This is a genomic window from Rhodoferax sp. BAB1, from assembly GCF_013334205.1.
GTDB lineage: Bacteria > Pseudomonadota > Gammaproteobacteria > Burkholderiales > Burkholderiaceae_C > Hylemonella.
The window spans coordinates 467,886-492,876 of record NZ_CP054424.1; the positions used below are offsets into that span (position 1 = coordinate 467,886).

The 24,991-nt window shown below is 66.6% G+C and carries 23 protein-coding genes and 1 pseudogene; 14 read left to right on the forward strand and 10 right to left on the reverse strand.

The features are described from left to right. Positions 1–14 precede the first annotated feature (14 nt). Positions 15–974 carry a hypothetical protein gene (locus HTY51_RS02320; RefSeq protein ID WP_174251216.1) on the forward strand — a complete coding sequence of 320 codons (960 nt, stop codon included), beginning with the start codon at positions 15–17 and terminating at the stop codon, positions 972–974. Here the strand turns inward: HTY51_RS02320 and HTY51_RS02325 are convergent. After that, positions 971–1,876, reverse strand: a complete 906-nt coding sequence (locus HTY51_RS02325; protein ID WP_174251217.1) for a delta(1)-pyrroline-2-carboxylate reductase family protein — start codon at positions 1,874–1,876, stop codon at positions 971–973. The two genes, HTY51_RS02320 and HTY51_RS02325, sit on opposite strands and share 4 nt — an antisense overlap. Before the next feature lie 145 nt (positions 1,877–2,021). On the opposite strand from HTY51_RS02325, the gene HTY51_RS02330 reads away from it, so the two are divergent. Further along, entirely contained in the window at positions 2,022–3,488 is a 1,467-nt protein-coding gene (locus HTY51_RS02330; RefSeq protein WP_174251218.1) for a DEAD/DEAH box helicase, read from the forward strand. 6 nt (positions 3,489–3,494) lie between these two features. On the opposite strand, the gene HTY51_RS02335 is transcribed toward HTY51_RS02330, so the two are convergent. After that, entirely contained in the window at positions 3,495–4,346 is an 852-nt protein-coding gene (locus tag HTY51_RS02335) for a symmetrical bis(5'-nucleosyl)-tetraphosphatase (RefSeq protein ID WP_174251219.1), read from the reverse strand. A gap of 140 nt (positions 4,347–4,486) precedes the next feature. Between HTY51_RS02335 and HTY51_RS02340 the strand changes: the two genes are divergently transcribed. Both HTY51_RS02340 and HTY51_RS02345 read left to right on the forward strand, forming a co-directional pair. Further along, positions 4,487–7,111, forward strand: a complete 2,625-nt coding sequence (locus tag HTY51_RS02340) for a CHASE2 domain-containing serine/threonine-protein kinase (protein WP_174251220.1) — start codon at positions 4,487–4,489, stop codon at positions 7,109–7,111. Positions 7,112–7,143: 32 nt separating this feature from the next. Beyond that, positions 7,144–8,448: a hemolysin family protein gene (locus HTY51_RS02345; protein ID WP_174251221.1), complete on the forward strand. Its 1,305-nt coding sequence runs from the start codon at positions 7,144–7,146 to the stop codon at positions 8,446–8,448. Between the two features lie 7 nt (positions 8,449–8,455). On the opposite strand, the gene HTY51_RS02350 is transcribed toward HTY51_RS02345, so the two are convergent. The 3 genes from HTY51_RS02350 to HTY51_RS02360 form a co-directional block, all read right to left on the reverse strand. After that, the gene (locus HTY51_RS02350) at positions 8,456–10,057 is read right to left on the reverse strand and encodes a diguanylate cyclase (RefSeq protein ID WP_174251222.1); all 1,602 of its coding nucleotides are present in this window, start codon (positions 10,055–10,057) and stop codon (positions 8,456–8,458) included. Between the two features lie 181 nt (positions 10,058–10,238). Further along, positions 10,239–10,700: a hypothetical protein gene (locus HTY51_RS02355; RefSeq protein ID WP_174251223.1), complete on the reverse strand. Its 462-nt coding sequence runs from the start codon at positions 10,698–10,700 to the stop codon at positions 10,239–10,241. A 64-nt stretch (positions 10,701–10,764) separates the two neighbouring features. Beyond that, positions 10,765–11,532 carry a YdcF family protein gene (locus HTY51_RS02360; protein ID WP_174251224.1) on the reverse strand — a complete coding sequence of 256 codons (768 nt, stop codon included), beginning with the start codon at positions 11,530–11,532 and terminating at the stop codon, positions 10,765–10,767. 33 nt (positions 11,533–11,565) lie between these two features. Between HTY51_RS02360 and chrA the strand changes: the two genes are divergently transcribed. From chrA to HTY51_RS02385, 5 genes are all read left to right on the forward strand, one after another. After that, positions 11,566–12,915, forward strand: coding sequence for a chromate efflux transporter (gene chrA, locus HTY51_RS02365; protein ID WP_217448232.1), 1,350 nt, complete (start codon positions 11,566–11,568; stop codon positions 12,913–12,915). A gap of 195 nt (positions 12,916–13,110) precedes the next feature. After that, positions 13,111–13,674 carry an alkyl hydroperoxide reductase subunit C gene (gene ahpC / locus HTY51_RS02370; protein WP_174251226.1) on the forward strand — a complete coding sequence of 188 codons (564 nt, stop codon included), beginning with the start codon at positions 13,111–13,113 and terminating at the stop codon, positions 13,672–13,674. Positions 13,675–13,777: 103 nt separating this feature from the next. Next, a complete protein-coding gene (gene ahpF, locus HTY51_RS02375) occupies positions 13,778–15,355 on the forward strand; it encodes an alkyl hydroperoxide reductase subunit F (RefSeq protein WP_174251227.1) in 1,578 nt (525 codons plus the stop codon). 121 nt (positions 15,356–15,476) lie between these two features. Then, positions 15,477–16,052, forward strand: coding sequence for a LemA family protein (locus tag HTY51_RS02380; RefSeq protein ID WP_174251228.1), 576 nt, complete (start codon positions 15,477–15,479; stop codon positions 16,050–16,052). Positions 16,053–16,074: 22 nt separating this feature from the next. Further along, positions 16,075–16,986 (forward strand): hypothetical protein, encoded by a 912-nt coding sequence (locus HTY51_RS02385; protein WP_174251229.1) that lies wholly within the window; start codon positions 16,075–16,077, stop codon positions 16,984–16,986. A gap of 7 nt (positions 16,987–16,993) precedes the next feature. Here the strand turns inward: HTY51_RS02385 and HTY51_RS02390 are convergent, their stop codons facing one another. Beyond that, entirely contained in the window at positions 16,994–17,155 is a 162-nt protein-coding gene (locus HTY51_RS02390) for a hypothetical protein (protein ID WP_174251230.1), read from the reverse strand. A gap of 123 nt (positions 17,156–17,278) precedes the next feature. On the opposite strand from HTY51_RS02390, the gene HTY51_RS02395 reads away from it, so the two are divergent. From HTY51_RS02395 to HTY51_RS02405, 3 genes are read left to right on the forward strand one after another with little or no spacing between them, the layout of a single operon-like run. Then, positions 17,279–18,661 carry a phosphomannomutase/phosphoglucomutase gene (locus tag HTY51_RS02395; RefSeq protein ID WP_174251231.1) on the forward strand — a complete coding sequence of 461 codons (1,383 nt, stop codon included), beginning with the start codon at positions 17,279–17,281 and terminating at the stop codon, positions 18,659–18,661. A gap of 19 nt (positions 18,662–18,680) precedes the next feature. After that, positions 18,681–19,694 (forward strand): lipopolysaccharide heptosyltransferase I, encoded by a 1,014-nt coding sequence (gene waaC / locus HTY51_RS02400; RefSeq protein WP_174251232.1) that lies wholly within the window; start codon positions 18,681–18,683, stop codon positions 19,692–19,694. Then, positions 19,694–20,968 (forward strand): 3-deoxy-D-manno-octulosonic acid transferase, encoded by a 1,275-nt coding sequence (locus tag HTY51_RS02405; RefSeq protein WP_174251233.1) that lies wholly within the window; start codon positions 19,694–19,696, stop codon positions 20,966–20,968. Before waaC ends, HTY51_RS02405 begins: the two co-directional genes overlap by 1 nt. A gap of 75 nt (positions 20,969–21,043) precedes the next feature. On the opposite strand, the pseudogene HTY51_RS02410 reads toward HTY51_RS02405, so the two are convergent. Further along, positions 21,044–21,421, reverse strand: a pseudogene (locus HTY51_RS02410) (type II secretion system F family protein); the annotation flags it as partial. Between the two features lie 17 nt (positions 21,422–21,438). On the opposite strand from HTY51_RS02410, the gene HTY51_RS02415 reads away from it, so the two are divergent. Both HTY51_RS02415 and HTY51_RS02420 read left to right on the forward strand, forming a co-directional pair. Beyond that, the gene (locus tag HTY51_RS02415; protein WP_254606961.1) at positions 21,439–21,822 is read left to right on the forward strand and encodes a hypothetical protein; all 384 of its coding nucleotides are present in this window, start codon (positions 21,439–21,441) and stop codon (positions 21,820–21,822) included. A gap of 132 nt (positions 21,823–21,954) precedes the next feature. Then, a complete protein-coding gene (locus HTY51_RS02420) occupies positions 21,955–22,419 on the forward strand; it encodes a type II secretion system protein N (protein WP_174251234.1) in 465 nt (154 codons plus the stop codon). A gap of 101 nt (positions 22,420–22,520) precedes the next feature. Here the strand turns inward: HTY51_RS02420 and HTY51_RS02425 are convergent, their stop codons facing one another. The 3 genes from HTY51_RS02425 to HTY51_RS02435 are packed head-to-tail and all read right to left on the reverse strand — an operon-like array spanning position 22,521 to position 24,959. Beyond that, on the reverse strand, positions 22,521–23,894 hold the full coding sequence (locus tag HTY51_RS02425) for a TolC family outer membrane protein (RefSeq protein WP_174251235.1): 1,374 nt from the start codon (positions 23,892–23,894) through the stop codon (positions 22,521–22,523). A gap of 32 nt (positions 23,895–23,926) precedes the next feature. Next, a complete protein-coding gene (locus HTY51_RS02430) occupies positions 23,927–24,271 on the reverse strand; it encodes a rhodanese-like domain-containing protein (protein WP_174251236.1) in 345 nt (114 codons plus the stop codon). Positions 24,272–24,293: 22 nt separating this feature from the next. Continuing rightward, positions 24,294–24,959, reverse strand: coding sequence for a protein-L-isoaspartate O-methyltransferase (locus HTY51_RS02435; RefSeq protein WP_174251237.1), 666 nt, complete (start codon positions 24,957–24,959; stop codon positions 24,294–24,296). Positions 24,960–24,991 lie beyond the last annotated feature (32 nt).

The window sequence follows — 24,991 nt, forward strand, 5'->3', positions numbered from 1 at the left end:
TTAAGGGAGGACGAATGATTATCGGAATCCATTTGCTGCTTGCGCTCGGTCTATTTTTCTTAATTAATTGGATAGGACGGCATTCCCATTCGCTTGGCTACATCAGCCTTGGGATATTTGTTCAGAGAGACGAAGCGCCAGCATTCAATCTTGCGTTGAGGTTGCTGGGGCCTCTCGTATTCTTAACAATTGTGGCTGCGCTACTCTACAGCGCCAGACTTGACGACTATGTGCAAGATATTTGGCACGTCTCGGTCTATTACTTCATTGGACGAGCCACTTTCAACGTTCTGATGGGGCGTTTTCTCCTGATTAACTGGTTTCGGGAGGCCGTAATAGGTGGCGTGTGTATATCTGGCTCCTGGGTCTTATACGACGCCGTTATCAGGCACAAGGAGACGTTACTGCCGGATTTAACAACCGCAACGAATGAGCTATGGGTCATTGTTGGGGTATTCGTTTACGCCGTACTGAATAAGGTTGATACCGGGACAACTGGAGCAGCGGCCAGAAAGCAACGATTCCTTAAGAAACGATTTTTCGACCTCAAGGAGAAATACGCAACGACTATCAAAGAGTCATTCCCTGATGATCTTTCCCAATTGCTAGGGATGACGATACTTCTTTATGAGTCATTTAACCGGCCGTGGCTGGCTCAGAAATTGGAGCATATGGTGTTCCCGTATTGGGGAAGAAGCTTGGGCCCAATGCAAGTGACGACTAAAAAACGTATCAATGATATGGAAAGCGTGCGCTTGGGCTTTGAGCGCGTCGTTTCAAGCTATCGCAATTGGCTTGAGGAGACAAAGCAAAGTAAGCCTGACCTTTACGAAGACAATTACTGGCTCCGAGGGCATCTGGCTCGAAAGGTCGCGGCCGACTACAACAAAGATGATCGGTATGCCGCCGATATTGATGAGCTAAGCAGAATTATCACGAAGCTTTTTTATCCGGAGCTTCTGAAGAACGACTAGAGAATGGAGACTCTGGCCGCCGCCAGATCCCAGCCGGCCCAGCCGCAGCTCTTGAACAACACCGGCCCGGGCGGCCGGTTTTTCTTTTCCCGCAGCACCTCCTGCAGCGTGCCAAAGCGTGTCACGTCCAGCCGGGCCTGCAGCAGGTCGCCGGCCTCGTGGTCGGCATCGCGGGTGTCCACCACCACCGTTCCGAGCTCCGCCAGGTGGCGGCACAGTTCGGGTGCCAGTTCCACCATGTGCGGCGTGAAGGCGCCAACGGCGGCGATGAAGGCGTCGGGTCGCGGCTCGGCCCTCAGCACCACACCGCTGGCCGGGGTGCAGGTCACGACCAGGGGGCAATCAGCCAGGGCGGCGTTGGGGTTGGTGACCACTTCGGCCTGCAGCCCCAGCGTGCGGGCATGGGTGGCCAGGGCTTCGGCGCTGGCGGTGCTGCGCGAGGCGATCCGCACCTCTTGCACACCCAGTCCGGCGGCAAAAGCTTCCAGATGGGCCTTCCCTTGCACGCCGGCGCCGATGATGAGCAGCGGCCCGTCCGGATTCGGTGCCAGGGTCTGCGCTGCCAGCAGGGAGACCGCGGCCGTGCGCCGGGCCGTGACCGTGGGGCCGTCCAGCACCAGGCGGCGTTCGCCGGTGGCGATGTCGAACACCACCACGTCGCCCTGGATGGCGGGGCGGCCGGTGCCGGCGTTGGCCGGGGTGTAGCTGATCAGCTTGGTGATGGCAATGCGCCCGTCCAGCGCCGGCATCACGAAGAGACTGCCGCCTCCGGGCAGGGGTTGGACCAGCCGCGCGGGGACCTGGACGGCCGGGTCGCGCAGCAGCGCCGCGATTTCGGCCGCCAGGGCCGGGTAGGGCAGGCGTTCGGCGGTCCGGGTCGGGCAAAGCAGGGTCTCGGGCATAGGCAGGCACTGTAGCCGCGGACCCGGGCCCCAGGACGGGATATCAGGGATAATACGGGTCTGCCCAAATTTCGGGCACGAGGGCCGGTTCAGAGCGGGCCCCAGCGCAGGCCGTCGCGTCGACGGCAATCTTTCCCGAGACCCGATGACTCCTGATTCCCCCGAAGCCGTACCCCAACGTTATGCCGATCTGACCCTGGCCGAGCCCCTGCGGCGTGCCGTGGCCGACATGGGCTATGAGTTCATGACCCCGATCCAGGCCCAGGCCATCCCCGTGGTGCTGGAAGGTCGTGACGTGATGGGCGCCGCCCAGACCGGCACTGGCAAGACCGCCGCCTTCTCCCTGCCCCTGCTGCAGCGCCTGCTGAAACACGAAAACAGCTCCACCTCACCGGCCCGCCATCCCGTGCGTGCCCTGGTGCTGCTGCCCACACGCGAACTGGCCGACCAGGTGGCCCAGCAGGTCAAGATGTACGCCAAGTACACCAATCTGCGCAGCACCGTGGTCTTCGGCGGCATGGACATGAAACCCCAGACCCTGGAGCTCAAAAAGGGTGTGGAAGTGCTGGTGGCCACGCCCGGCCGCCTGCTGGACCACATCGAGGCCAAGAACGCCGTGCTCAACCAAGTCGAGTACGTGGTGCTGGACGAGGCCGACCGCATGCTGGACATCGGTTTCCTGCCGGACCTGCAGCGCATCCTGTCCTACCTGCCCAAACAGCGCACCACCTTGCTGTTCTCGGCCACCTTCTCGCCCGAGATCAAGCGCCTGGCCGGCAGCTACCTGCAGGACCCGGTGACCATCGAGGTGGCGCGTTCCAACGCCACGGCCTCCACCGTGGAGCAGCATTTCTACAGCGTGGGTGACGACGACAAGCGCCACGCCCTGCACCAGATCCTGCGCCAGCGCGGCATGAAGCAGGCCTTCGTCTTCGTGAACAGCAAGCTGGGCTGTGCCCGCCTGGCGCGTTCGCTGGAGCGCGAGGGCCTCAAGACCACGGCGCTGCACGGTGACAAGAGCCAGGACGAGCGCCTGAAGGCGCTGGAGTCCTTCAAGAAGGGCGAGGTTGATCTGCTGGTGTGTACCGATGTGGCCGCGCGCGGCCTGGACATCAAGGACGTGCCGGCGGTGTTCAACTTCGACGTGCCCTTCAACGCCGAGGACTACGTGCACCGCATCGGCCGCACCGGCCGTGCCGGCGCCTCGGGCCTGGCGGTGAGTTTTGTCTCGCCCAAGGACACCCGCCTGGTGGCCGACATCGAGAAGCTGATCAAGACCAAGATCGAGCTGGAGCCCGTCGAGTACGACGAGGACAAACCCGATATCCGTCGCCAGGGCCGTTTCAACGAAGGCCGGCGCCTGTACGAGCAGACCGAAGAGCGTATCGAGCCGCGCGGTGAGCGCCGCTCCGCCCCGCGCGAGAGCCGTCGCCCGTCGGCCCCTCCGCAGGACCCCTTCTTCAACCAGCCCTACCAAAGCACGGAGGCTGCGGCCGAACCGGCGCCGTGGGAAGCGGTGGCCAAGCCGGCCGGCCGTGTGGTGTCGGCCAATATCCGGCCCAAGCGCAAGGTGGCGGCGCTGTTCAACAAGACCGAAGAAACCTCCAGCTGAGGCAACTCAGTTCCCGCGGCCGCCCGGTGTCTGGGCGGCTTCGCATTTCACCTGGATCAGTTCGTGCGCGCGGGCTGGTCCCAGGCGCAGCGCACTGAGACAACCGCCCCAGACACAGCCCGTGTCCAGCGCCAGCACATCGGGCCGATCCAGCCAGCCCAGTGTGGACCAGTGGCCGAAGGCCACGGTGATATCGGCGGTACGGCGCCCGGGCACCTCGAACCAGGGTTGGTAACCCGCCGGCGCCGCGCCGGCGCCCTCCTTGCTGGCGAACTCCATCTCCCCCTCGGCGCTGCAGAAGCGCAGCCGTGTCAGCGCATTGACGATCACGCGCAGCCGCGCGTCGCCCTGCAGGCTGTCGTCCCAGCGGACCGGCTCGTTGCCGTACATGCGACGCAGGAAATCCGGCAGGTCGGGGCCGCGCAAGACGTTTTCCAGTTCATGTGCTAAAGCTATTGTTTTTGTAGCACTCCAGTCGGGCAGCACACCTGCGTGCACCATCAGGATCTCCTCGCCCTCGAAGGTCTCCCGCAGCGCCAGGTGCTGGCGACGCAGCCAGTCCAGCAGGGCGGGGCGGTCGGGGGCCTGCAGCACGTCGGCGATGGTGTCGCTGCGGTGCGGCGGCCGCACACCGTGGGCGATGGCCAGCAGGTGCAGGTCGTGGTTGCCCAGCAGGCAGCGCGCGGCCTGGCCGTAGCCCATGAGGCGGCGCAGCACGCCGGCCGAATCCGGCCCGCGGTTGACCAGGTCACCCAGCAGCCAGAGCGTGTCGCGGCTGGGCGAGAAGGCGATCTCCTCCAGCAGGCGCTGCAGGGCGGCGTCGCAGCCTTGCACGTCGCCGATCAGGTAATGGGCCATGGGGTATTTCCAGGAGTTGGAGGAATTTTCGCATTCCGTGTGCTGCCCCTGTTCCGGGCCCGGCGGCTGCATTAGACTGGGTCGTGTCTAGGGTGTGCGAGGACGTGCGCCTGCATTTGGATGACAACACAGAGGACGACATGAAACACGCGTCGTTTTGGCGTAAGGACTGGCTGGTCGGCCTGCTGGTCTCCCTGCTGTTCTTGCTGGCTGCCGGCAGTGACCTGATGCAGAGCCTGGAGCGCAAGGCCTATGACCTCGGTGTCATGGCCAGCACGCGGGTGCCCAGCGACAAGATAACCATCATCGCCATCGACGACCAGAGCATTGCCAACCTGGGGCGCTGGCCCTGGCCGCGCGAGATCCACGCGCGTCTGATCGACCTGCTGGCCGAAGGGCAGGCCAAGGTGGTGGGCCATACGGTGCTGTTCACCGAGCCCCAGGTCGAGGCCGGCCTGGCTTATGTCGGCCAGGTCAGCAGCTGGCTCGATGCTTCGTCGATCCGCAGCTCCGGCAACCCGGCGCACCGCGCCGACCTGGCGCGCCTGGAGGCGCTGCTGGAAGACGCTGCGCGCAAGCTCGACAACGACCGCAAGCTCGGCGAGAGCCTGGGCCGCAGCGGCCGTGTGCAGCTGGCCATGTACTTCGAGCCCGGCGAGCCCCAGGGCAAACCGGACAAACCCCTGCCTGACTATGTGCTGCGCCACCGGCTGACCCAGGTGCAGGCCAGTCCCGCCGGTGCGCAGCCCGATCCCTCGCAGGGCGTGCTGCTGCCCATCCCCGTGCTGGGCAGCCAGGCTTCGGGCCTGGGTCACCTGAACGTTTCGCGTGACGTCGACGGCGCCGTGCGCAGCGAGCCGCTGCTCATGGGCCACTACGGCGACTACTACCCCTCCTTGTCGCTGATGCTGGCGGCGCGCAGCCTGAACCTCAAGGCCGAAGATATCCGGGTGCAGCTGGGTAGCGGTGTGCAGCTGGGCCAGCGTTTCATCAGCACCGATCCGACCCTGCGCATGCAGACCTTCTTCTACAAGGACGCCGGCGGCCGGCCTGCCTTTCCCGTGGATTCCTTCTACGACGTGCTCAGCGGCAAGATCCCGGCCACCAAGTACCGCGACAAGATCGTGCTCATCGGCGCCTCGGCCGCCGGCGTGGGCACACTGCAGGTCACGCCCATCGCAGCCAGCATGCCTTCGGTGGTGACGCTGGCGCACACGGTCTCCAGCATCCTCAACGGCGACTATTTCCTCACGCCGACCTGGGGCACGCTGGCGCAGCTGGGCATCTTCCTGGCCGTGGCGCTCTACCTCATCCTGCTGCTGCCGCGTCTGCGCGCTGCCACTGGCGCCCTAGTGACGGGGGCCATCTTTGTCGCCCTGCTGCTTGCGCACTTCGGCCTGATGACGATGTACGCCACCTGGCTGCCGCTGATGCTGCCGGTCGTGCTGCTGCTGGTGGGCCACCTGCTGCTGACCTCCAAGCACTTCCTGCTGGCCGAAGCGGGCAAGCAGAAGTCCGACGCCGAATCGGCCGAGAGCAACCGCATGCTGGGCCTGGCCTTCCAGGGGCAGGGCCAGCTGGACATGGCCTTCGAGAAGTTCAGCAAGGTGCCGATGGACGACGGCCTGATGGAGCTGCTCTACAACCTGGCGCTGGACTTCGAGCGCAAGCGCCAGTTCAACAAGGCCGAGGCCGTGTTCCGGCGCATGGCCGGCTACAACCGCAAGTTCCGCGACCTGGAAACGCGGCTGGCCCAGTCCAAGGCCATGGCCGAGACCGTGATCCTGGGCGGCGCCACGCGTGGCAACGACAGCACCCTGGTGCTGGACCGCCCGGGCGTGGCCAAGCCCATGCTGGGTCGCTACGAGGTGGAGAAGGAGCTGGGCAAGGGCGCCATGGGCGTGGTCTACCTGGGCCGGGATCCGAAGATCGGGCGCCTGGTGGCCATCAAGACCCTGGCCCTGGCGCAGGAGTTCGACGCGGACGTGCTGCAGGAGGTCAAGCAGCGTTTCTTCAGCGAGGCGGAATCGGCCGGGCGACTCAGCCACCCCAACATCGTCACCATGTTCGATGCGGGCGAGGAACACGACTTGGCCTACATCGCCATGGAGTACCTCAAGGGCCGTGATCTGGTGGCCTACATCAAGCCCGGGGCCCTGCTGCCGCTGCCGGTGGTGATGGGCATCGTCGCGCGTGTGGCCGATGCGCTGGATTACGCGCACCGGCAGAACGTGGTGCACCGCGACATCAAACCCGGCAACATCATGTACGACCCCGGGACCGACACGGTCAAGGTGGCCGACTTCGGCATCGCGCGTATCACCGATTCCAGCAAGACCCGCACCGGCATGGTCATGGGCACACCCTCCTATATGTCACCCGAGCAGCTGGCCGGGCACAAGGTGAGTGGTGCCTCCGATCTTTTCTCGCTGGGGGTCATGCTCTACCAGCTGGCTTGCGGACGCCTGCCTTTCGACGGCGACTCCATGGCCCAGCTGATGTACCGCATCGCCAACGAGGCACCAACCGACATCCTGAGCGTGCGGGCTGACCTGCCGCCCTGCCTGGTGGCCATCCTGGCCAAGGCCCTGGCCAAGCCGCCGGGGGACCGTTACGCCAGTGGCGCCGAGCTGGCCGAGGCCCTGCGCCAGTGCGCGGCGACGCTGCCCAAGCCGGCCTGGGAGGCGACGGTGCCGGCGACCCCGGGCGCAGGACCGGCCTGGTCGGACACGGTGCCGGGCGGGCCCGATCTGGAGGACAGGTAAAGTCCGGTGATCTCCACTTTGTTACGGGATCCATGGATTTCCTGCTGATTGCCCTGCTGATCGTCCTCAACGGCCTGTTCGCCATGTCGGAGCTGGCGCTGGCCGCCAGCCGCAAGGCGCGCCTGCTGGCCATGGCCGAGGCCGGAGATGGCGGCGCGCAAGTGGCGCTGGAGCTGCTGGACAAGCCCAACCAGTTCCTCTCCACCGTGCAGGTGGGCATCACCTCCATCGGTGTGCTCAACGGTATCGTTGGTGAGGCGGCCTTCAGCGACGACCTGGCGCAACTGCTTCAGGGCCTGGGTGTGTCCGCGAAAGCGTCGGCGATCTGGGCTACGGCGCTGGTCGTGACCCTCATCACCTTCCTGACCATCATCTTCGGCGAACTGGTGCCCAAGCGCATCGGCCAGCTCTACCCCGAGACGGTGGCGCGCTGGATGTCGCGCCCCATGCACTGGCTGGCCATCGGTGCCAAGCCTTTCGTCAAGCTGCTGGCGGCCTGCACCCAGGGTGTGCTCAGGCTGCTGCGCATCCCCACCGACGTGACACGCAGCATGACCGAGGAGGAAATCCGCCACAACCTGGAGGAGGGGGTGGACGCCGGCGTGATCGAGCAGCAGGAGCACCAGATGGTGCAGAACGTGTTCCGCCTGGACGACCGGCCGCTGACCTCGCTGATGGTGCCGCGCGCTGACATCGACTGGCTGGACGCCGGACAAAGCGTGGCGCAATGCCTCTTGCATGTGGGCCAGGCCGGCCAGGCCGGTGCGCATTCCTGGTACCCGGTGTGCCGCGGTTCGCTGGAGGACGTGGTGGGCGTGATCAGCGTGGGCAAGCTGCTGTCCCTGGGCTCGGCGAGCGAGGGCACGATCGAGGCGCATGCGCAGTCGGCACTTTTTGTGCCCGAGACGCTGTCGGGCATGGAGCTGCTGGAGCAGTTCCGCGCGCGCTCGGGCCGCATGGTCTTCGTGGTCGACGAGTACGGCGTGGTGCAGGGCCTGCTGACGCCGGGTGACCTGCTGGAGGCCATCACCGGGGAGTTGCAGCCGGTGGCGCAGGTCGACGCCTGGGCCACCCGGCGTGACGACGGCTCCTGGCTGCTCGACGGCATGATCCCGGTGGACGAGCTCAAGAGCCGCCTGGACATCCGCGACTTGCCTGACGAGGAGCGCGGGCGCTACAACACCGTGGCCGGTCTGCTGCTGTCGGTTAGCGGTCACCTGCCCAAGGTCGGGGAGCGCATCCAGTGCGCCGGCTGGGAGTTCGAGGTGGTGGACCTGGACGGCCGGCGCATCGACAAGGTGCTGGCCCGCACCCTGCCACCGGCGCTGGGCCTGTGAGGATGGCTCAGTAGCTGACGATGCGGTTGCGCCCCGCGTGTTTGGCGGCGTAGAGCGCTTCGTCGGCCTGCTTGATCAGCGTCTGCGCGCTGTCGGTCTCGTTCAGCTGGGTCACGCCCACGGAGAGGGTGGCCGAGCACCAGGTCTCATTGAAGGGATGCTTGATCTGGCCGAAGTCGTGGCGGATGCGGTCCAGCACGTCCACCGCGCTGGCGGCGTCCGCCGCCGGCAGCACCACCAGGAATTCCTCACCGCCGTAGCGGCCGATGATGTCGGTCTTGCGCAGGCGCTGGCTGAGGAACCAGGCCAGGCTGCGGATGACCTGGTCGCCCATGGGGTGGCCGTAGCTGTCGTTGATCTTCTTGAAGTGGTCGATGTCCACCATGGCCACGGCCAGGGGCTGCTGCTCGGCCTGGGCCTGGCGGATGGCAGCGGCCAGCCGCTCCTTGGAGGTGTTGTGGTTGAGCAGCCCGGTCAGGCTGTCGTGCAGCATGGCGCGGCGCAGCTGGCGATAACGCTCGATCTTGCTCTGCACGATGGCGTTGAGCAGCACCGGGTTGTAGGGCTTGGTGAGGAAGTGGTCGCCGCCCAGGCGCAGCGCCTCGACCTGCAGCGGCACGTTGCTGTCGCCCGAGAGGTAGACGATGGGGATGGAGAGGAACTCCGGGTGCTGGCGGATCACCCGGGCCGCCTCGACCCCGGTGCAGCCGGGCATGAACATGTCCATCAGGATCAGGTCGGGCTGGAACTGCGCCAGGCAGTCCAGCACCTCATGGGGCTTGCTGATGGCGTGGCTCTCGATGTCGCACATGGCCAGGGTGCGCTGGATGGACTTGCTGGCCGTGATGGAGTCTTCCACGACCAGCGCCCGATAGGGCGCTTCCTGCCGGCCGCTGCACAGTTCGATCAGCTTGGCAAGTATGAGGGGCTGGGCGGTGCCGGCCGGAAAGCAGAAATCGCTGCCGGCCGACAAGGCCAGGCGCAGGCTGTCGAAGTCACCCGCGAGTTCGTGCACCAGCAGGGTACTGGCGGCAAAACGCCCGCGCAGCTGCTGCAGCTGCTCGACGGTCTGCCGGCTGCTCAGGCCGTGGGCGTTGAGCAGGACGATGGCCGGTTCGTCGCCCAGGCCGGGCAGGTTGCGGACCTGGTGGAATTCCGCGTCGATGTTGAAGTAACCCAGCTGCAGTGCCAGTTCCTGCCACGCGGCGCCACTGCTGCCGAACAGCCAGATGCGATGGCGGGGGGCGACATCCAGCAGCGGTGTCGCGACGGTCTGCGTGCGGCGCTCCAGCACCGGGTGGCGCTGGCCGTCGATGAAGTCCGCCACCCGTGTGCCGAGCTCCTGCACGCGCTGGTCCAGGTCGGTCAGGGTGGCCGGCGCGATGGTGGTGTCGGGGCCGCTGTCGAGCAGGGCGAGCGTCTGCTGTTCCAGGCTGCGCGAGATCTGGTTCAGCCCCGAGAGTCCCTTGCCATGCAGGAACTCGGTGAAGCTGGAGAGGGAAACGGCAAACTCCAGCAGCGGGTCGGTGCCGGGTGCGGCCAGGAAGGCCTGCCAGCTGGAGGCCAGGGCCGTGCTGCGTTTCAGGAGTTCTTCGGGGGAGCAGGACATGGGCGGGCTCAGGCCGGCGGCAGCAAGCGCGCCGTTGGCCCAGCCTGCGGGGACACTTCAGCGCTTGCCAGGCCAGGGTGCCTGGAACTTGAGGCTGGGGACGGCTGCATGGGGCAAAGTATATGCCGCTGTCCGGGGCCGGGCCGTGCAGTCGGCGCAAGCCCGGCACCCATGCCCCGGCTCAACCGGACGACTTGGGGTTGCGCAGGCTTTCGAGCAGCGGCTCCAGGTGCTGGTACAGGGACAGCACAAGCCAGATCGCCGCTGCCAGCGTGCCCAGGATGAAGAGCCAGTCGTAGATCTTGCGCAGCTCGGTGCCGAGCAGGCCGCCCAGTACCAGCAGCAGCACCGGATGTGCTGCCGGCACGATCACGACGGTGGCCAGCGGCAGCACGAAGTGGCTGGCCTGCACCTGCCAGCTGCCGCGGTTTTTCAGTTCCTGCGCGGCACGCTGGCCGAGCAGCCACAGCAGGCCCAGGGCGCTGCCGTAACCGAGAAAACGTACCAGGTTGGCGGCCGTGAGCTTGAGCAAGTCGATGCTCGTCTTCTGGAAGAAGGTCAGTTCCCCAAGGGCAGCACCCAGGACCAGGGTGACCACGATGACCAGCAGGTAGCGGATCCACCAGGCGGCGTTATTGTTCATCTCATCGCTCCAAGGATGTGTTTGCACCGGCGCGATTGTAGGGACCAGATGTAGCAGATTTGTATCAGGCACGCCCGGTGAGCCGGTAGACCAGCAGGCCCAGGTACTCGTGCAGCGCGGTGTGCCATTTGGCCGCCCCCTGGGCCAGAGAGTATTGATGCCAGGGCGTTTCCAGGCCGGTGCGGTAATCGGCGGGCCAGGGGGTGACGTTCCAGCCGGCCTTCTCGAAGGTGGCCATGGAACGCGGCATGTGCCAGGCCGAGGTCAGCAGCAGCCAGGGCCGGGTCTTGTCCACCCCGGGCAGGGCGGCGCTGAGCACGGCGTTCTCATGGGTGGTGCGCGAGGCCGACTCCAGGATCAGGCGCTGCGGGTCCACGCCCACGCTGGCGTAGAAACGGCGCGCGCGTTCTGCCTCGGTCAGGGCGCGCGTCAGCAGTTCGCCCTCGCCTCCGGTGTAGAGCAGCTTGAGCTGCGGTGCGCGTTGCAGCAGCGGCAGGGCGGCTGTGAGCCGCTCGGCGGCGCCATTGAGTGCGGGTTGTGTGTGGCCTTGCCAGACGTAGGATGATTCCGTTGCGCCTCCGAGCACGATGACGCCCGCATAGCGCTGCAGCTCGATCTGCGCCGGCGCCGGGTGTTGCGCTTCCAGCCGGCGCAGCAGCGCATCCGGCAGCGGCTCCCAGCCTTGCAGCAGCAGCACGGCCAGGGCGCTCCAGAGCAGGGCGATGCCCGTGCGGCGCCAGCGTTGCAGCAGAAGCAGACCCAGGGCGAGCAGGGCGACGACCCAGGCCAGGGGCTGGGTGAGGAAGGCGAGCAGTTTGGCGAGAACGAACATGGGGCAGGCAAGGCGGTGGCTATGATCGGCGCGATGAGCAAGACAAGCACCGAGGATAGCGCCCCGTCGCCCGTGAGTTTCTGGCAGGCCTTCCGTTTCTGGCTCAGGCTGGGGTTCATCAGCTTCGGCGGGCCCGCAGGGCAGATCGCCATCATGCACGAGGAGCTGGTGGAGCGGCGGCGCTGGATTTCCGAGCGGCGTTTCCTGCACGCGCTGAACTACTGCATGGTGCTGCCCGGCCCCGAGGCGCAGCAACTGGCCACCTACCTGGGCTGGCTGATGCACCGCACCTGGGGCGGTATCGTGGCCGGTGTGCTCTTCGTTCTGCCCTCGCTGTTCATCCTGATCGCGCTGTCCTGGATCTACCTCGCCTGGGGTGAAACGCCCCTGGTGGCCGGCCTGTTCTACGGCATCAAGCCAGCCGTGACTGCCATCGTGCTGCAGGCGGCCTGGCGCATCGGCTCGCGCGCGCTGAAGAACGGAGTCCTGTGGGCGATTGCGGCGGCCGCCTTCGTGGCGATCTTCGCACTGCATGTGCCTTTCCCGGCCATCGTGGCAGCGGCAGCCCTGATCGGCTACGTGGGTGGGCGTTTCATGCCGGAACGCTTTCGCACCGGCGGCGGACACGGCAGCCAGCAGAAGTCCTATGGACCGGCCCTGATCGATGACGACACGCCCACGCCGGCGCACGCGCGCTTGCACTGGCCGCACACGCTGCGCGTGCTGGCGGTGGCCGGCCTGCTGTGGGCCGTGCCCATGGGGGTGCTGATGGCACTCTGGGGCTGGCATCACAGCTACACGCAGATGGGCTGGTTCTTCACCAAGGCGGCGCTGCTGACCTTCGGTGGCGCCTACGCCGTGCTGCCCTATGTCTACCAGGGCGGGGTGGAGCATTACGGCTGGCTCACACCCGAGCAGATGATCGACGGCCTGGCCCTGGGCGAGACCACGCCCGGGCCGCTGATCATGGTGGTGGCCTTTGTCGGTTTCGTCGGCGGCTACGGCCAGGCCCTGCTGGGGCCGGATGCGCTCTTCCTGGCCGGTGCGCTGGCGGCGGCGCTGGTGACCTGGTTCACCTTCCTGCCGTCCTTCCTCTTCATCCTGGCCGGTGGGCCGCTGGTGGAGTCCACCCACGGTGACCTCAAGTTCACCGCGCCGCTGACCGCCATCACGGCTGCCGTGGTGGGGGTGGTGCTGAACCTGGCGCTGTTCTTCGGCTACCACGTGCTCTGGCCGGACGGCCTGGGCGGGCGCTTCGACGCGGCGTCGGCCGCGATCGCCCTGGCGGCGGCCATTGCCCTGCTGCGCTACCAGCGCAATGTCATGCACGTCATCGGCGTGTGTGCCTTGCTGGGACTGGCGCTCAAGAGTCTGGGCGCCTGACGCAGGGAGCCGGCCCATGGGGCCGGTGCCTCGGGCCGGTTTGCCCCGTTTTGTGCGGTGCAATAAAACTTTCCTATCGTTAGTATTGATAAATCAACAATTGATGTTGATAGACGATGACTACAATCTGACCATCGGTTCTCAAAAACCGGTCGATTTCATCAATCCCCTTTATCAATCAACAGGAGTTAATTCATGTCCCTGATCAACACCCAAGTCCAGCCCTTCAAGGCCGAAGCCTTCCACAACGGCCGCTTCGTGCAGGTCAGCAATGAGACGCTCAAGGGCGAGTGGTCCGTGCTGATCTTCATGCCGGCTGCCTTCACCTTCAACTGCCCGACCGAAGTGGAAGACGCCGCTGACAACTACGCCGAGTTCCAGAAGGCCGGCGCCGAGGTCTACATCGTCACCACCGACACCCACTTCGCCCACAAGGTGTGGCACGAGACCTCCCCCGCTGTGGGCAAGGCCAAGTTCCCCCTGGTCGGCGACCCGACGCACCAGCTGACCCGCGCTTTCGGCGTGCACATCGAAGAAGAAGGCCTGGCCCTGCGCGGCACCTTCATCATCAACCCCGAAGGCCAGATCAAGACCGCCGAAGTGCATGACAACGCCATCGCCCGCGACGTCAAGGAAACCCTGCGCAAGCTCAAGGCCGCCCAGTACGTGGCCAAGAACCCCGGCCAGGTCTGCCCCGCCAAGTGGAACGAAGGCGCCAAGACCCTGACCCCGTCCCTGGACCTGGTCGGCAAGATCTGATCGTTCAGCTGACAGTACCGCAGCCTGATGGGCCGCGGTCCCACGAGGACCCCGGCCCATCCCACAGCGGCATTGCCTGCCCAACCCCAACCTGGAGAACCCCATGCTCGACGACACCATGAAGCAACAGCTGCAGGCCTACCTGGGCAAGCTGCAGCGTCCGATCCGCCTGATTGCCTCGCTGGACGATGGCGCCAGCTCGGCCGAACTGCGCGCGCTGCTGCAGGACATCGCCAGCCTGTCGGACCAGGTGAGCTTCGACGAGAGCGGCAGCGATGCGCGCAAGCCTTCTTTCCTGATCGCCCGCGAAGGCGAGAGCCGTGGTGTGCGTTTTGCCGGCATTCCCCTGGGCCACGAGTTCACCTCGCTGGTGCTGGCCCTGCTGTGGACCGGCGGCCATCCCCCGAAGGTCGAGGCCGACGTCATCGAACAGATCAAGGGCCTGGAAGGCGACTTCAAGTTCGAGGTCTACATGTCCCTGAGCTGCCACAACTGCCCGGACGTGGTGCAGGCGGCCAGCCTGATGGCCATCCTGAACCCGCGCGTGCAGACCACCATCATCGACGGCGCCCTGTTCCAGGCCGAAGTGGATGAGCGCCAGATCATGGCCGTACCCATGACCTTCCTCAACGGCCAGGTCTTCGCCTCGGGACGCATGACGGTGGAAGAGATCGTCGCCAAGCTCGACGTCAAGTCCGAAGAGCGCGAGGCGGCCAAGCTGTCCGCCAAGGACCCTTATGACGTGCTGATCGTCGGCGGCGGCCCGGCCGGCGCCGCGGCGGCCGTGTACGCGGCGCGCAAGGGCATCCGCGTGGGTGTGGCGGCCGAGCGTTTCGGCGGCCAGGTCAACGACACCATGGCCATCGAGAACTACATCTCGGTGCTGGAGACCGATGGCCCGAAGTTCGCAGCAGCGCTGGAAGCCCAGGTGCGCCACTACGAAGTGGACATCATGAACCTGCAGCGCGCCGACAAGCTGATCCCGGCCAGCGAGCCCGGCGGCCTGGTCGAGCTGCAGATGGCCAATGGCGGCAGCCTCAAGGCGCGCAGTGTCATCCTCTCGACCGGCGCGCGCTGGCGCAATGTCAACGTGCCCGGCGAGCAGGAGTACAAGAACCGCGGCGTGGCCTATTGCCCGCACTGCGACGGCCCGCTCTTCAAGGGCAAGCGCGTGGCGGTGATCGGCGGCGGCAATTCGGGTGTGGAAGCCGCGATTGATCTCGCCGGCATCGTGCAGCACGTGACCCTGATCGAGTTCGCCGACGCGCTCAAGGCCGACGCCGTGCTGGTCAGCAAGCTCAAGAGCCTGCCCAATGTGAGCATCCACCTCAATGCGCAGACCACCGAGATCACCGGTGACGGCGCACGGGTCAACGGCCTGGGTTACAAGGACCGCGTCAGCGGCGAAGCGAAACACGTGGAACTCGAGGGCGTGTTCGTGCAGATCGGCCTGGTGCCCAACACCGAATGGCTCAAGGGCACGCTGGAGCTCAGCCGCTACGGCGAGATCGTGGTCGATGCCAAGGGCCACACCAATGTGGCGGGCGTGTTTGCCGCCGGTGACTGCACGACCGTGCCCTACAAGCAGATCGTGATCGCCGCCGGCGAGGGCGCCAAGGCTGCGCTCAGCGCCTTCGACCACCTGATCCGCACGCCGGTGGCCGAGGCCGTGGCCGCTTAAGCGCAAGCGCGTCGCCAAAAAGGGACAGCGCCGTCGGGCCTGTCCCTTTTTTCATGGGTGCAGCCCGGGCGTGGCGTGGCTGCTCTTATTATGACCTGCCAACATAAGTGGAGGGCAGTTCATGTCTATCGGTTCCGCGATCTTCTGGGGTGTGGTGGTGGTGGTCGGCGTGTACGTCGTCATGCTCTACAACGGCCTGGTGCAGCTCAAGCACAACGTGGCCAAGGCCTGGGCCAATATCGACGTGTCGCTCAAGCAGCGCCATGACGAGCTGCCCAAGCTGGTCGAGGTCTGCAAGCAGTACAAGCAGTTCGAGCAGGCCACCCTGCAGTCGGTGATCGAGGCGCGCAGCCGCGTGCAGAGCGCACGCGAGGCGCACGACGTGCCAGCGCTGAGCCGGGCCGAAGGTGCCCTGCGCACCGGCCTGGGCCAGATCTTCGCCGTGGCCGAGGCCTACCCCGAGCTCAAGGCCAACGAGCACTTCATGCAGCTGCAGCAGCGCATCAGCTCGCTGGAAAATCTGATCTCCGACCGGCGCGAGCTCTACAACGAGTCGGTCAACCTGAACAATGTGCGGGTCGACTCCTTCCCGGATGCCCTGGTCGCGCGTCTGTTCCGCTTCCCGCACCACCCGCTGCTCGAGTTCGCCGACCACGAGAAGGCCGACGTGGACGTGCGCCAGCTCTTCAAGAGCTGAGCGCTGCGGTTCGCGGTCTGCCATGACCTGGCATCTTTCTTTCGGCCGCGGACTGGGTTCGCTGCACGCCGGCATCGCCTTTGTGCAGTTCATGTTGCTGGTTGTGGGCTTCAAGATCGCACGGCGCGAGGTCTGGCTGGGCGCGCTGGCCGGCATGGTGCTGCTGGCCCTGCTGGGCTGGGTAGTGGCGCTGCGCCGGCGCCATGCGATCACAGGGATGCCGACATCGCGCATCGCCAGTGCGGCCCAGGGTTATGTGGAACTGCAAGGTATTGGTCGGCCCCTGGATGTGAACCCCCTGCATTCACCGCTGAGCGGCGCGGCCTGTCTCTGGTACCGCTACCAGGTCGAGCACAAGACCAGCGACGATAAATGGGAACTGGTCGAGCAGGCGCAGAGCCAGGCGAGTTTTGTTCTTGATGATGGCAGTGGCCTGTGCCTGGTCGACCCGGATGGGGCTGAAATCATGACACGGCATTGCAAGCGCTGGAACAACGGCGACTACCGTTACGTGGAATGGACCTTGCGGCAGCAAGACTCCATCTACGTGCTTGGCAATTTCCTGACCCGCCATCCGCACCAGGGGCTGGACGCCGGGGCCGATGTGCGTGAACTGCTGGCCGGCTGGAAGCAGGACCGGCCCGGCCTGCTCAAGCGCTTTGACCTCAACCACGACGGCGAGGTCGATGAACGCGAGTGGGAACTGGCCCGCCGCCTGGCGCGCGGCGAGGTGGAGATGAAACATCGCGAGTTGCGGCGCCAGCCCGAGCTGCATCTGGTCGAGGGCGCGCCCTCCAGCCTTTACCTCATCAGCAACCACGAGCCCGAGAAGCTGGCCCGGCGTTTTCTCTGGATGGCGGCGGGCCAGCTGGTCATCTTTTTCGCCGCCCTGGGCTGGCTGGCCTGGTGGTGGCAGCGGCCGCCAACGCTGTGAATATGTCTCAACCGTTCAGTTCGCGTTTCAGCGCCCTTTGCTGAGCCTGGCGCTCGCTCTTGTGCGACTTGCGGTGCGAGCCCGCCTTGCGCTGCAGGGCCGGCGCCACCAGGGGGTTGCGCGGCTTGTGCTGCTTGAGCTTGAGTTTGGTCTTGCGGGCGGAATTCATGGGCAGGCCCCTGGGGGCAAGGAGCCGCCATTATCGCGTCCGTCCCCCTGGACGCCTACAATGGCCCACCTGTGCCCTGCCCCCTTCCGAGTGGGGCGCCCGTCCCGTAGCTCCTGATCCACCATGCAAGTTTCTGCCTCGATCTTCAAGGCCTATGACATCCGCGGCATCGTGCCGTCCACCCTCGATGAAAACCTGGGCCTGGCCCTGGGGCGCGCTTTCGGCAGCGCTGCGAGCCAGGCTGGCGAAACGCGGGTGGCCGTGGGGCGCGACGGCCGGCTCAGCGGACCGGCCCTGAGTGCCGCGCTGATCCGCGGCCTGATGGAGGCGGGCATCGAGGTCATCGACGTGGGCATGGTCACCACGCCCATGCTTTATTTCGCGGCCAGTACCGTGTGCAGCAGCGGCATCCAGGTCACGGGCAGCCACAACCCGGCCGACTACAACGGCTTCAAGATGGTGCTGGCCGGCCGCGCCATCTACGGCGAGGAAATCCAGGGCCTGCGCCGGACCATGGAAGCCGAGTCCTGGACCCTGCAGGCCGGCGGCTCCGTGCGCAACCTCAACGTCTACGCGCCCTACCGCGATCGCATCGTGGGCGACATCAAGCTGACGCGCCCCATGAAGATCGTGGTCGACTCCGGCAATGGCGTGGCGGGTGCTACGGCGCCGGCCATCCTGCGTGCCCTGGGCTGCGAGGTGACCGAGCTGCACAGCGAAGTCGACGGCACCTTCCCGAACCACCATCCGGACCCGAGCAAGCCCGAGAACCTGCGTGACGTGATCGCCGCGCTCCAGAGCGGCGATGCCGAACTGGGCCTGGCCTTCGACGGCGACGGCGACCGCCTGGGCATTGTCACCAAGGACGGCAGCAACATCTACCCGGACCGTCAGATGATGCTGTTTGCCCAGGACGTGCTGTCGCGTGTGCCCGGCGGCACCATCGTCTATGACGTCAAGTGCTCGCAACGCCTGGCGCCGGCGATTGAAGCCGCGGGTGGCCAGCCCCTGATGTTCAAGACCGGCCATTCGCTGATCAAGGCCAGGATGAAGGAGATCGATTCTCCGCTGGGCGGCGAGATGAGCGGCCACATCTTCTTCAAGGAGCGCTGGTTCGGTTTCGACGACGGCACCTATGCCGCCTGCCGCCTGCTGGAGATCCTGAGCCGCTCGGCCGACGCCGGCGCCGTGCTCAACGCACTGCCCACCAGCCACTCCACCCCCGAGCTCAATGTGAAATGTGCCGAGGGCGAGCCGCACCAACTGGTGGCTCAGCTGGTGGCCAAGGCATCGTTTGCCGCACCCGCGAAGATCAACACCATCGACGGCGTGCGCGTGGACTGGCCGGACGGCTTCGGCCTGATCCGCGCATCCAACACCACCCCCGTGCTGGTGCTGCGTTTCGAAGGCCACACGCCTGAGGCGCTGCAGCGCATCGAAGGCGAGATGCTGGCCCTGCTGCGCAGCGTCAAGCCCGACGCGTCTTTTGCCGAAGCCGCGCATTAAAGCGGGACGGATCCAGCTCTTGAACATCCTGATCGTCAAGCTCTCCTCGCTGGGGGACGTGGTGCACACCATGCCGGCCGTGCAGGACATCCGGCGCGCGCTGCCGCAGGCCCAGATCGACTGGGTGGTGGAGCGTGGTTTCGCACCCCTGGTGCAGCGCTGTGCCGGTGTGCGTCGTGTCATCCCCTGCGAGCTGCGGCGCTGGCGCAAGGCGCCCTTCGCGGCGACCACACGCGCCGAATGGGCCGCGTTCAGGAGCGAGCTGCAGCGCGAGGCCTACGACGCCGTGATCGACCTGCAGGGCTTGACCAAGTCGGCCCTGGTGGCCTGGCTGGCGCGCCTGGCGCCGGGCGGCCAGCGTTATGCCCTGGCCAACCGCACCGAGGGTTCGGGCTACGAGGCGCCAACGCGCTGGGTGGCGCACCGAGCCATCCGCATCGAGCCCCACGTGCACGCCGTGCAACGCTCGCGTGAACTGTGCGCGCGGGCGCTCGGTTACAGCGTGCCGCAGCAGGAAATCTTCGGCCTGCAGCCGCATCTGGGGGAGGGTGAGATTGCTCCTGAAAAGATAGCGATCGGCATGCTCTCGGCGCGTCCCTGCGTGGCCCTGGTGCACGGCACCTCGCGCGTCGACAAGCAGTGGCCGGCCACGCACTGGCTGGCACTGGCGCAGCGGCTGGACGCCGCCGGTTACGACGTGGCCCTGCCGCATGGCACGAATGAGGAGCAGCAGCGCAGCGAGGCCTTGGCGCGCCAGATGCCCCATGCCGTGGTCTGGCCGCGCCTGGCGCTCGACGCCCTGACCGATGCCCTGGCCAGCTGTGCCGGTGTGATCGGCGTGGACAGCGGGCTGAGCCACATCGCCGTGGCGCTGGACCTGCCGCACGTGCAGCTGTACAACTTCGACACCGCCTGGCGCACCGGTCCCGTCGACCGCGCGCGCCAGCGTTGCGTTTATGCGCCGCCCGCGCCCACGGTGGAGGCCGTCTGGTCCGCCTGGCGTCAGGTGCAGCCAGCGGGCGGGGCCGCCTGATGGCGCGTTATCTCTATTCCCTGCTGGTCTGGCTGGTGCAGCCCCTGCTGCGGCGCAAGCTGCTGCGCCGCGGCCGCCAGGAGCCGGGTTATCTGGTGGCGGTGGAGGAGCGTTTCGGGCGGTACACCCAACCGGCCTGGCCGGACGATGGCCGCACGCTCTGGGTGCATGCGGTCTCGCTGGGCGAGACCCGTGCCGCCGCCGTGCTGCTGGGCGCGCTGCGCGAACAGTGGCCGGCTTACCGACTCCTGCTCACGCACGGCACGGCCACCGGTCGTGCCGAGGGCGCCGGCCTGCTGCGCGAGGGGGACCTGCAGGTCTGGTTGCCCTGGGACACGTCCGAGGCCGTGTCGCGTTTCCTGGACCATTTCAAGCCGCGGCTGGGCATCCTGCTGGAGACCGAGGTCTGGCCCAATCTGGCGGCGGCCTGTGCTGCGGCCCGTGTACCCCTGGTGCTGGCCAATGCACGCCTGAGCGAAAAATCGCTGCGCCAGGCATTGCGCGTGGCCTGGCTGTCCCGGCCGGCCTATCGCAGCCTGGCCGCGGTGTGGGCGCAGACGCAGGACGACGCGACGCGCCTGGCCGCCGTCGGCGCGCCGGTGCGGGGCGTGTTCGGCAATCTGAAGTTCGATGCCACGCCCGATGCCGCTCAGGTGGCGCGTGGCCAGGCCTGGCGCACGGCGCTGGGTCGCCCGGTCATCATGTTCGCCAGTTCGCGTGAGGGCGAGGAGCTGGAACTGCTGCAGTGCCTGCGGCAGGCCGGCCCCGCCGCGCGAGAGATCCAGTGGCTGATCGTGCCGCGCCACCCGCAGCGTTTCGACGAGGTGGCCGATCTGATCGCGCGCCAGGGCTACAGCGTGGCGCGGCGCAGCCTGTGGGGCAGTGCGCCGACCCTGGTCGAGATGTCGGCCGACATCTGGCTGGGCGACAGCCTGGGCGAGATGGCGCTGTATTACGGCCTGAGCGACGCGGCCCTGCTGGGCGGCAGCTTCGCACCCCTGGGCGGGCAGAACCTGATCGAGGCGGCGGCCTGTGCCTGCCCGGTCTTCATGGGCCCGCACACCTTCAATTTCGACGAGGCGGCCAGCCTGGCGCAGGAAGCCGGTGCGGCCACGCGCTGTGCCGACATGGCATCGGCCGTGGCCGGCGCACTGGCACTGGTGCGCGAGCCCGGGCGCCAGCAGGCCATGGCGCGCGAGGCCAGCCGTTTTGCCAAGGCGCACCGCGGTGCCGCCGCGCGCACGCGCGAGGCGCTGGCCGCCTACCTGGGCTGAGCTGCGGCAGCGGGGCCGCCGCTGTTCCAGGCCGGGATAGACGACAGGGTGATTCCCATCACGCGACGCGACGCATCACGCGACCAGCTGATTCAGCTGGATGATGGGCAGCAGGACGGCCAGCACGATCAGCATCACCACCAGCCCCATGGCCACGATCAGCAAGGGCTCCAGTATGGTCGCCATCTGCATCGAGCGGCGTTGGACCTCGGTGCTCAACTGCCTTGCGGCACGCTGCAGCATGGCCGGCAGCTCACCGGTCTGCTCGCCCTGGCGGGCAAACATGCTCAACAGACCCGGGAAACGCTTTTTCTGTGACAAGGCGGTTGCCAGGGGTGCACCTTCCCTGACCAGGACCAGCGCATCCAGCGCGTCGGTCCGCATGGCGCGGTTGGACAGCGTTTCGGCAGCGGCCTGCAGCGCCCGCAGGATGGGCACCCCCGCGGCCACCAGCGACACAGGAGGAAAGCATGATGAAACGCAAATCTAGCTTGCCGGGATGGGCAATGGTTGCTGCGCTCGCACTGTCGGTCGCCGGGATGGCCACGACTGTGGTGGCGCAGGACAAAACCCAGGACCGGACGCAGGATCGCACGCGCGACCAGATCTATGGCAGCCAGTTGATGACGCAGGCCGAGCGCAATGAGTACCAGCAGCGGATGCGCAACATGAAGACGGAACAGGAACGCGAGGCCTTCCGTCAGCAGCATCACCAGCAGATGCAGGAACGTGCCCGGGAACGCGGGGTGACGTTGCCGGCTGAACCGGCTGCCCGCCGTGGTGGGGGGGGCATGGGCCAGGGCCCGGGTCAGGGTGGTGGTCCCGCCGGTGGTGGAGGTCGTGGCGGACGGTGAGTCACCGCGCTGGTGGGATCAGTCCCCGACCACCGATCGATCAGGGTTCGGTGGTTTTTCGTCTTGGGCGAAAAGCATGCGTGAGGCATCGCTGATCGTTCATCCCGCGCAATTCGGCGTATAAGCGCTTATATGCAGACCCATTCCATCAGCCTCTGGCGGCTACGACTGGCGACATTCCTGTTGGCTGCGGTGGCCACCGCCAGTGCGACGCACTGGGCGCTGAAGTGGCTCGGTACCCCACCCACGAGTCCGATGGCACTGGGCGGGGCTTCCGCTTCAAGCCAGACCGACCCGCAGGCCGTGGCTCGTTTCCTGGCCGGCGATCAGGTGGTCGCCAAAGCCGTGCAGGGCATGCCGGTGGTCAGCGCAAGCAGCCGGTTCAAGCTGATGGGTGTGGTGGCAGCACCTTCGAGCAGGGGCCACGCGCTGATTTCCGTCGATGGCAAACCAGCCAGACCGTATGCGGTGGGCACCCAGGTCACCGACGATCTGGTGCTGCATTCCGTCGCACCCAGGAGCGCGTCGCTGGCGCCCAGCCTGGAAGGCCCCATTTCCATGACGCTGGAGTTGCCCAAGCTGCTGCCGGCCCGATAGATATTTCGTCACGAATCCGAAACCGGTGCGCCGTGCCAGGCACGGGAGTGGGCCCTCTGCACGCGCACACTGCGGCCCGGCGCACGCGCAGCGTTGGCGGCTTACCTGGGCTGAGCGGCAGGAGCGGCGGTGGCCGGCGCCGTGGCAGCCGGTGCCAGCAAGGCGTTCACCCCCTGCAGGTCATCGCTCTTGAGCGTGCCATTGGCCTGACGCAGCTTGAGGCCGCCCACCAGCACGTCGTAACGCGCCTTGGCCAGGTCGCGTTTGGTCTGGTAGAGCTGGCTTTGCGAGTTCAGCACATCGATGTTGATACGCACGCCCACCTGGTAACCCAGCTTGTTGGCGTCCAGCGCACTCTGGCTGGAGGTTTCGGCCGCTTCCAGCGCCTTCACCTGGCCCAGGCCCGAGACCACGCCGAAGTAGGCGCTGCGCGTGCCCTGCGCCACGTTGCGCTGGGCGGCATCCAGATCGGAGCGGGCCTTGTCTTCCAGGGCCAGGGTTTCCTTGAGGCGGTTCTGCGTGGCGAAACCTGCAAACAGCGGCAGCACGAATTGCACGCCCACGGTGGTGTTCTGGGTGCGTGAATCCGAGATTGACGTGGCGGAGCCGCCGACGTTGCGGTTGGCGACATGGCTGGCGGTCAGGTCCAGCGTGGGCTTGTGGCCGGCCTTGGCCTTGTCGGTTTCCAGCGTGGCCACTTCCATGGCGATGCGCGCCTGGCGGATGGCCGGGTGCTGGTCCTGGCCCTGCTGCACCCAGGTGTTGATGTCCTCGGGCAGCAGCGCCGGCAGGCCGGAGGCCGGCACCAGCGGATGGGGTGCCGTGTCGGCCTTGCCGACCAGCTGGTTCAGTGCCAGCTTCTTGACGCGCAGGTCATTGTCGGCGGCGATCTCCTGGGCCGTCACCAGGTCGAAGCGCGCCTGGGCTTCGCGCGTGTCGGTGATGGTGGCGGTGCCGACTTCGAAGTTGCGGCGGGCAGAAGCCAGCTGCTCGGCCACGGCTGTTTTCTGGGCCTGCACGAAGGTCAGGCTGTCCTGCGAGGCCAGCACGTCGAAATAGGCCTGGCTCACGCGCACGATCAGGTCCTGCTCGGCGGCCAGCAGCTGGGCTTCGGCCAGCTCGGTCTGGCGCGTGCCCTGCTGGTAGCTGGCGTAGTTGGCCGCGCGGTACAGCGGCTGGGTGGCGCTGATGCCGACGTTCTGGTTGTCGAAGTTGCGGTCGGTCGTGGTGCCGCCGGTTTCGGTGCGCAGCTGCGTGGTGGAGGCGCCGGCCGTGAGGTTCACCGTGGGCAGCAGGGCCGCCTTGGCCTGGTCGGCCTTGGCCAGGTTGGCCTCGTACTGCGACTTGGCGGACTGGTAGGCCGCATCATGGCCGCGTGCCGCGTCATAGAGCTCCAGCAGGCTCTGGGCGCGCACGGGCAGGGCCAGCGCGGCACCGATGGCCAGCGTCAGGGGCAGGAGGCGGTAGGTTTTCATGGTGACGGGTACTCCGGGGTGTAGGCAGAAGATCAGTAACGCGGCACGCTCGTGTCGACCTGCAGGGACCAGGCGTTGATGCCGCCGCTGATGTTGGCCACATGCTTGAAGCCCTGGTATTCCAGGAACTGGGCCACGCGCATGCTGCGGCCACCGTGGTGGCACAGGCAGGCGACCGGGCGCGCGGGGTCGAGCTCATTCAGGCGCGGCGGTATCACCCCCATGGGGATGTGCACCAGATCGTAGGCCGCATCCGGCTTGAGGCTGGCCTGCTGCAGTTCGGACGGTTCACGCACATCCAGCACGAGCGGACGGCCATGGGCCTGGGCCTTCGCGACCCAGTCTTTGAGATCTCCGGGGTGGATGTGTTCGATCATGGTGGGTTCGCCCGCGGGCGCCTCAGAAGTTGAAGCGGGAATGCTCAGGGAAGTGCAGCAGGCGCGGCGCCAGCGTGTCCCAGCCCTGGGTGGTCAGGTATTCCACGGCGCTGGTGCGCTGGATCAGGGTGGCGCGCATCACCGGCGCGTCGCCGACGATGGCCATCAGGCGGCCACCGGTCTTGAGCTGCTCCAGCAGCTTGTGCGGCACATCGGCGACCGAGCCGCTGAGCACGATGACGTCGAAAGGGCCGTCGACCGGCACGCCTTTGGCGCCGTCGGCCTGGCGCACTTCCACGTTGGAGACGCCGGCCTTCTGCAGATTGGCGCGCGCCAGGCTGACGAGCGCGGGCTCGATTTCCAGCGAGACCACGCGCTGGGCGCGCTGGGCCAGCAGGGCGGCCATGTAGCCGGAACCGGTGCCGATCTCCAGCACCTTCTCGTGTTTCTGCACGGCCAGGTCCTGCAGCATGCGGGCTTCGACCTTGGGGGCCAGCATGCACTGGCCGGCTTCGCCGCCGGAGCCCAGGGGCAGTTCCATGTCGGCGAAAGCCAGGGACTTGTGGGCCGGAGGCACGAAGTCTTCACGGCGCACGACGGAGAGCAGGTCCAGCACGGCGGCGTCGAGCACGTTCCAGGGGCGGATCTGCTGCTCGATCATGTTGAAGCGGGCTTGTTCGAAGTTCATGTCACATACTCCACGGGGTATTATAGGGATTC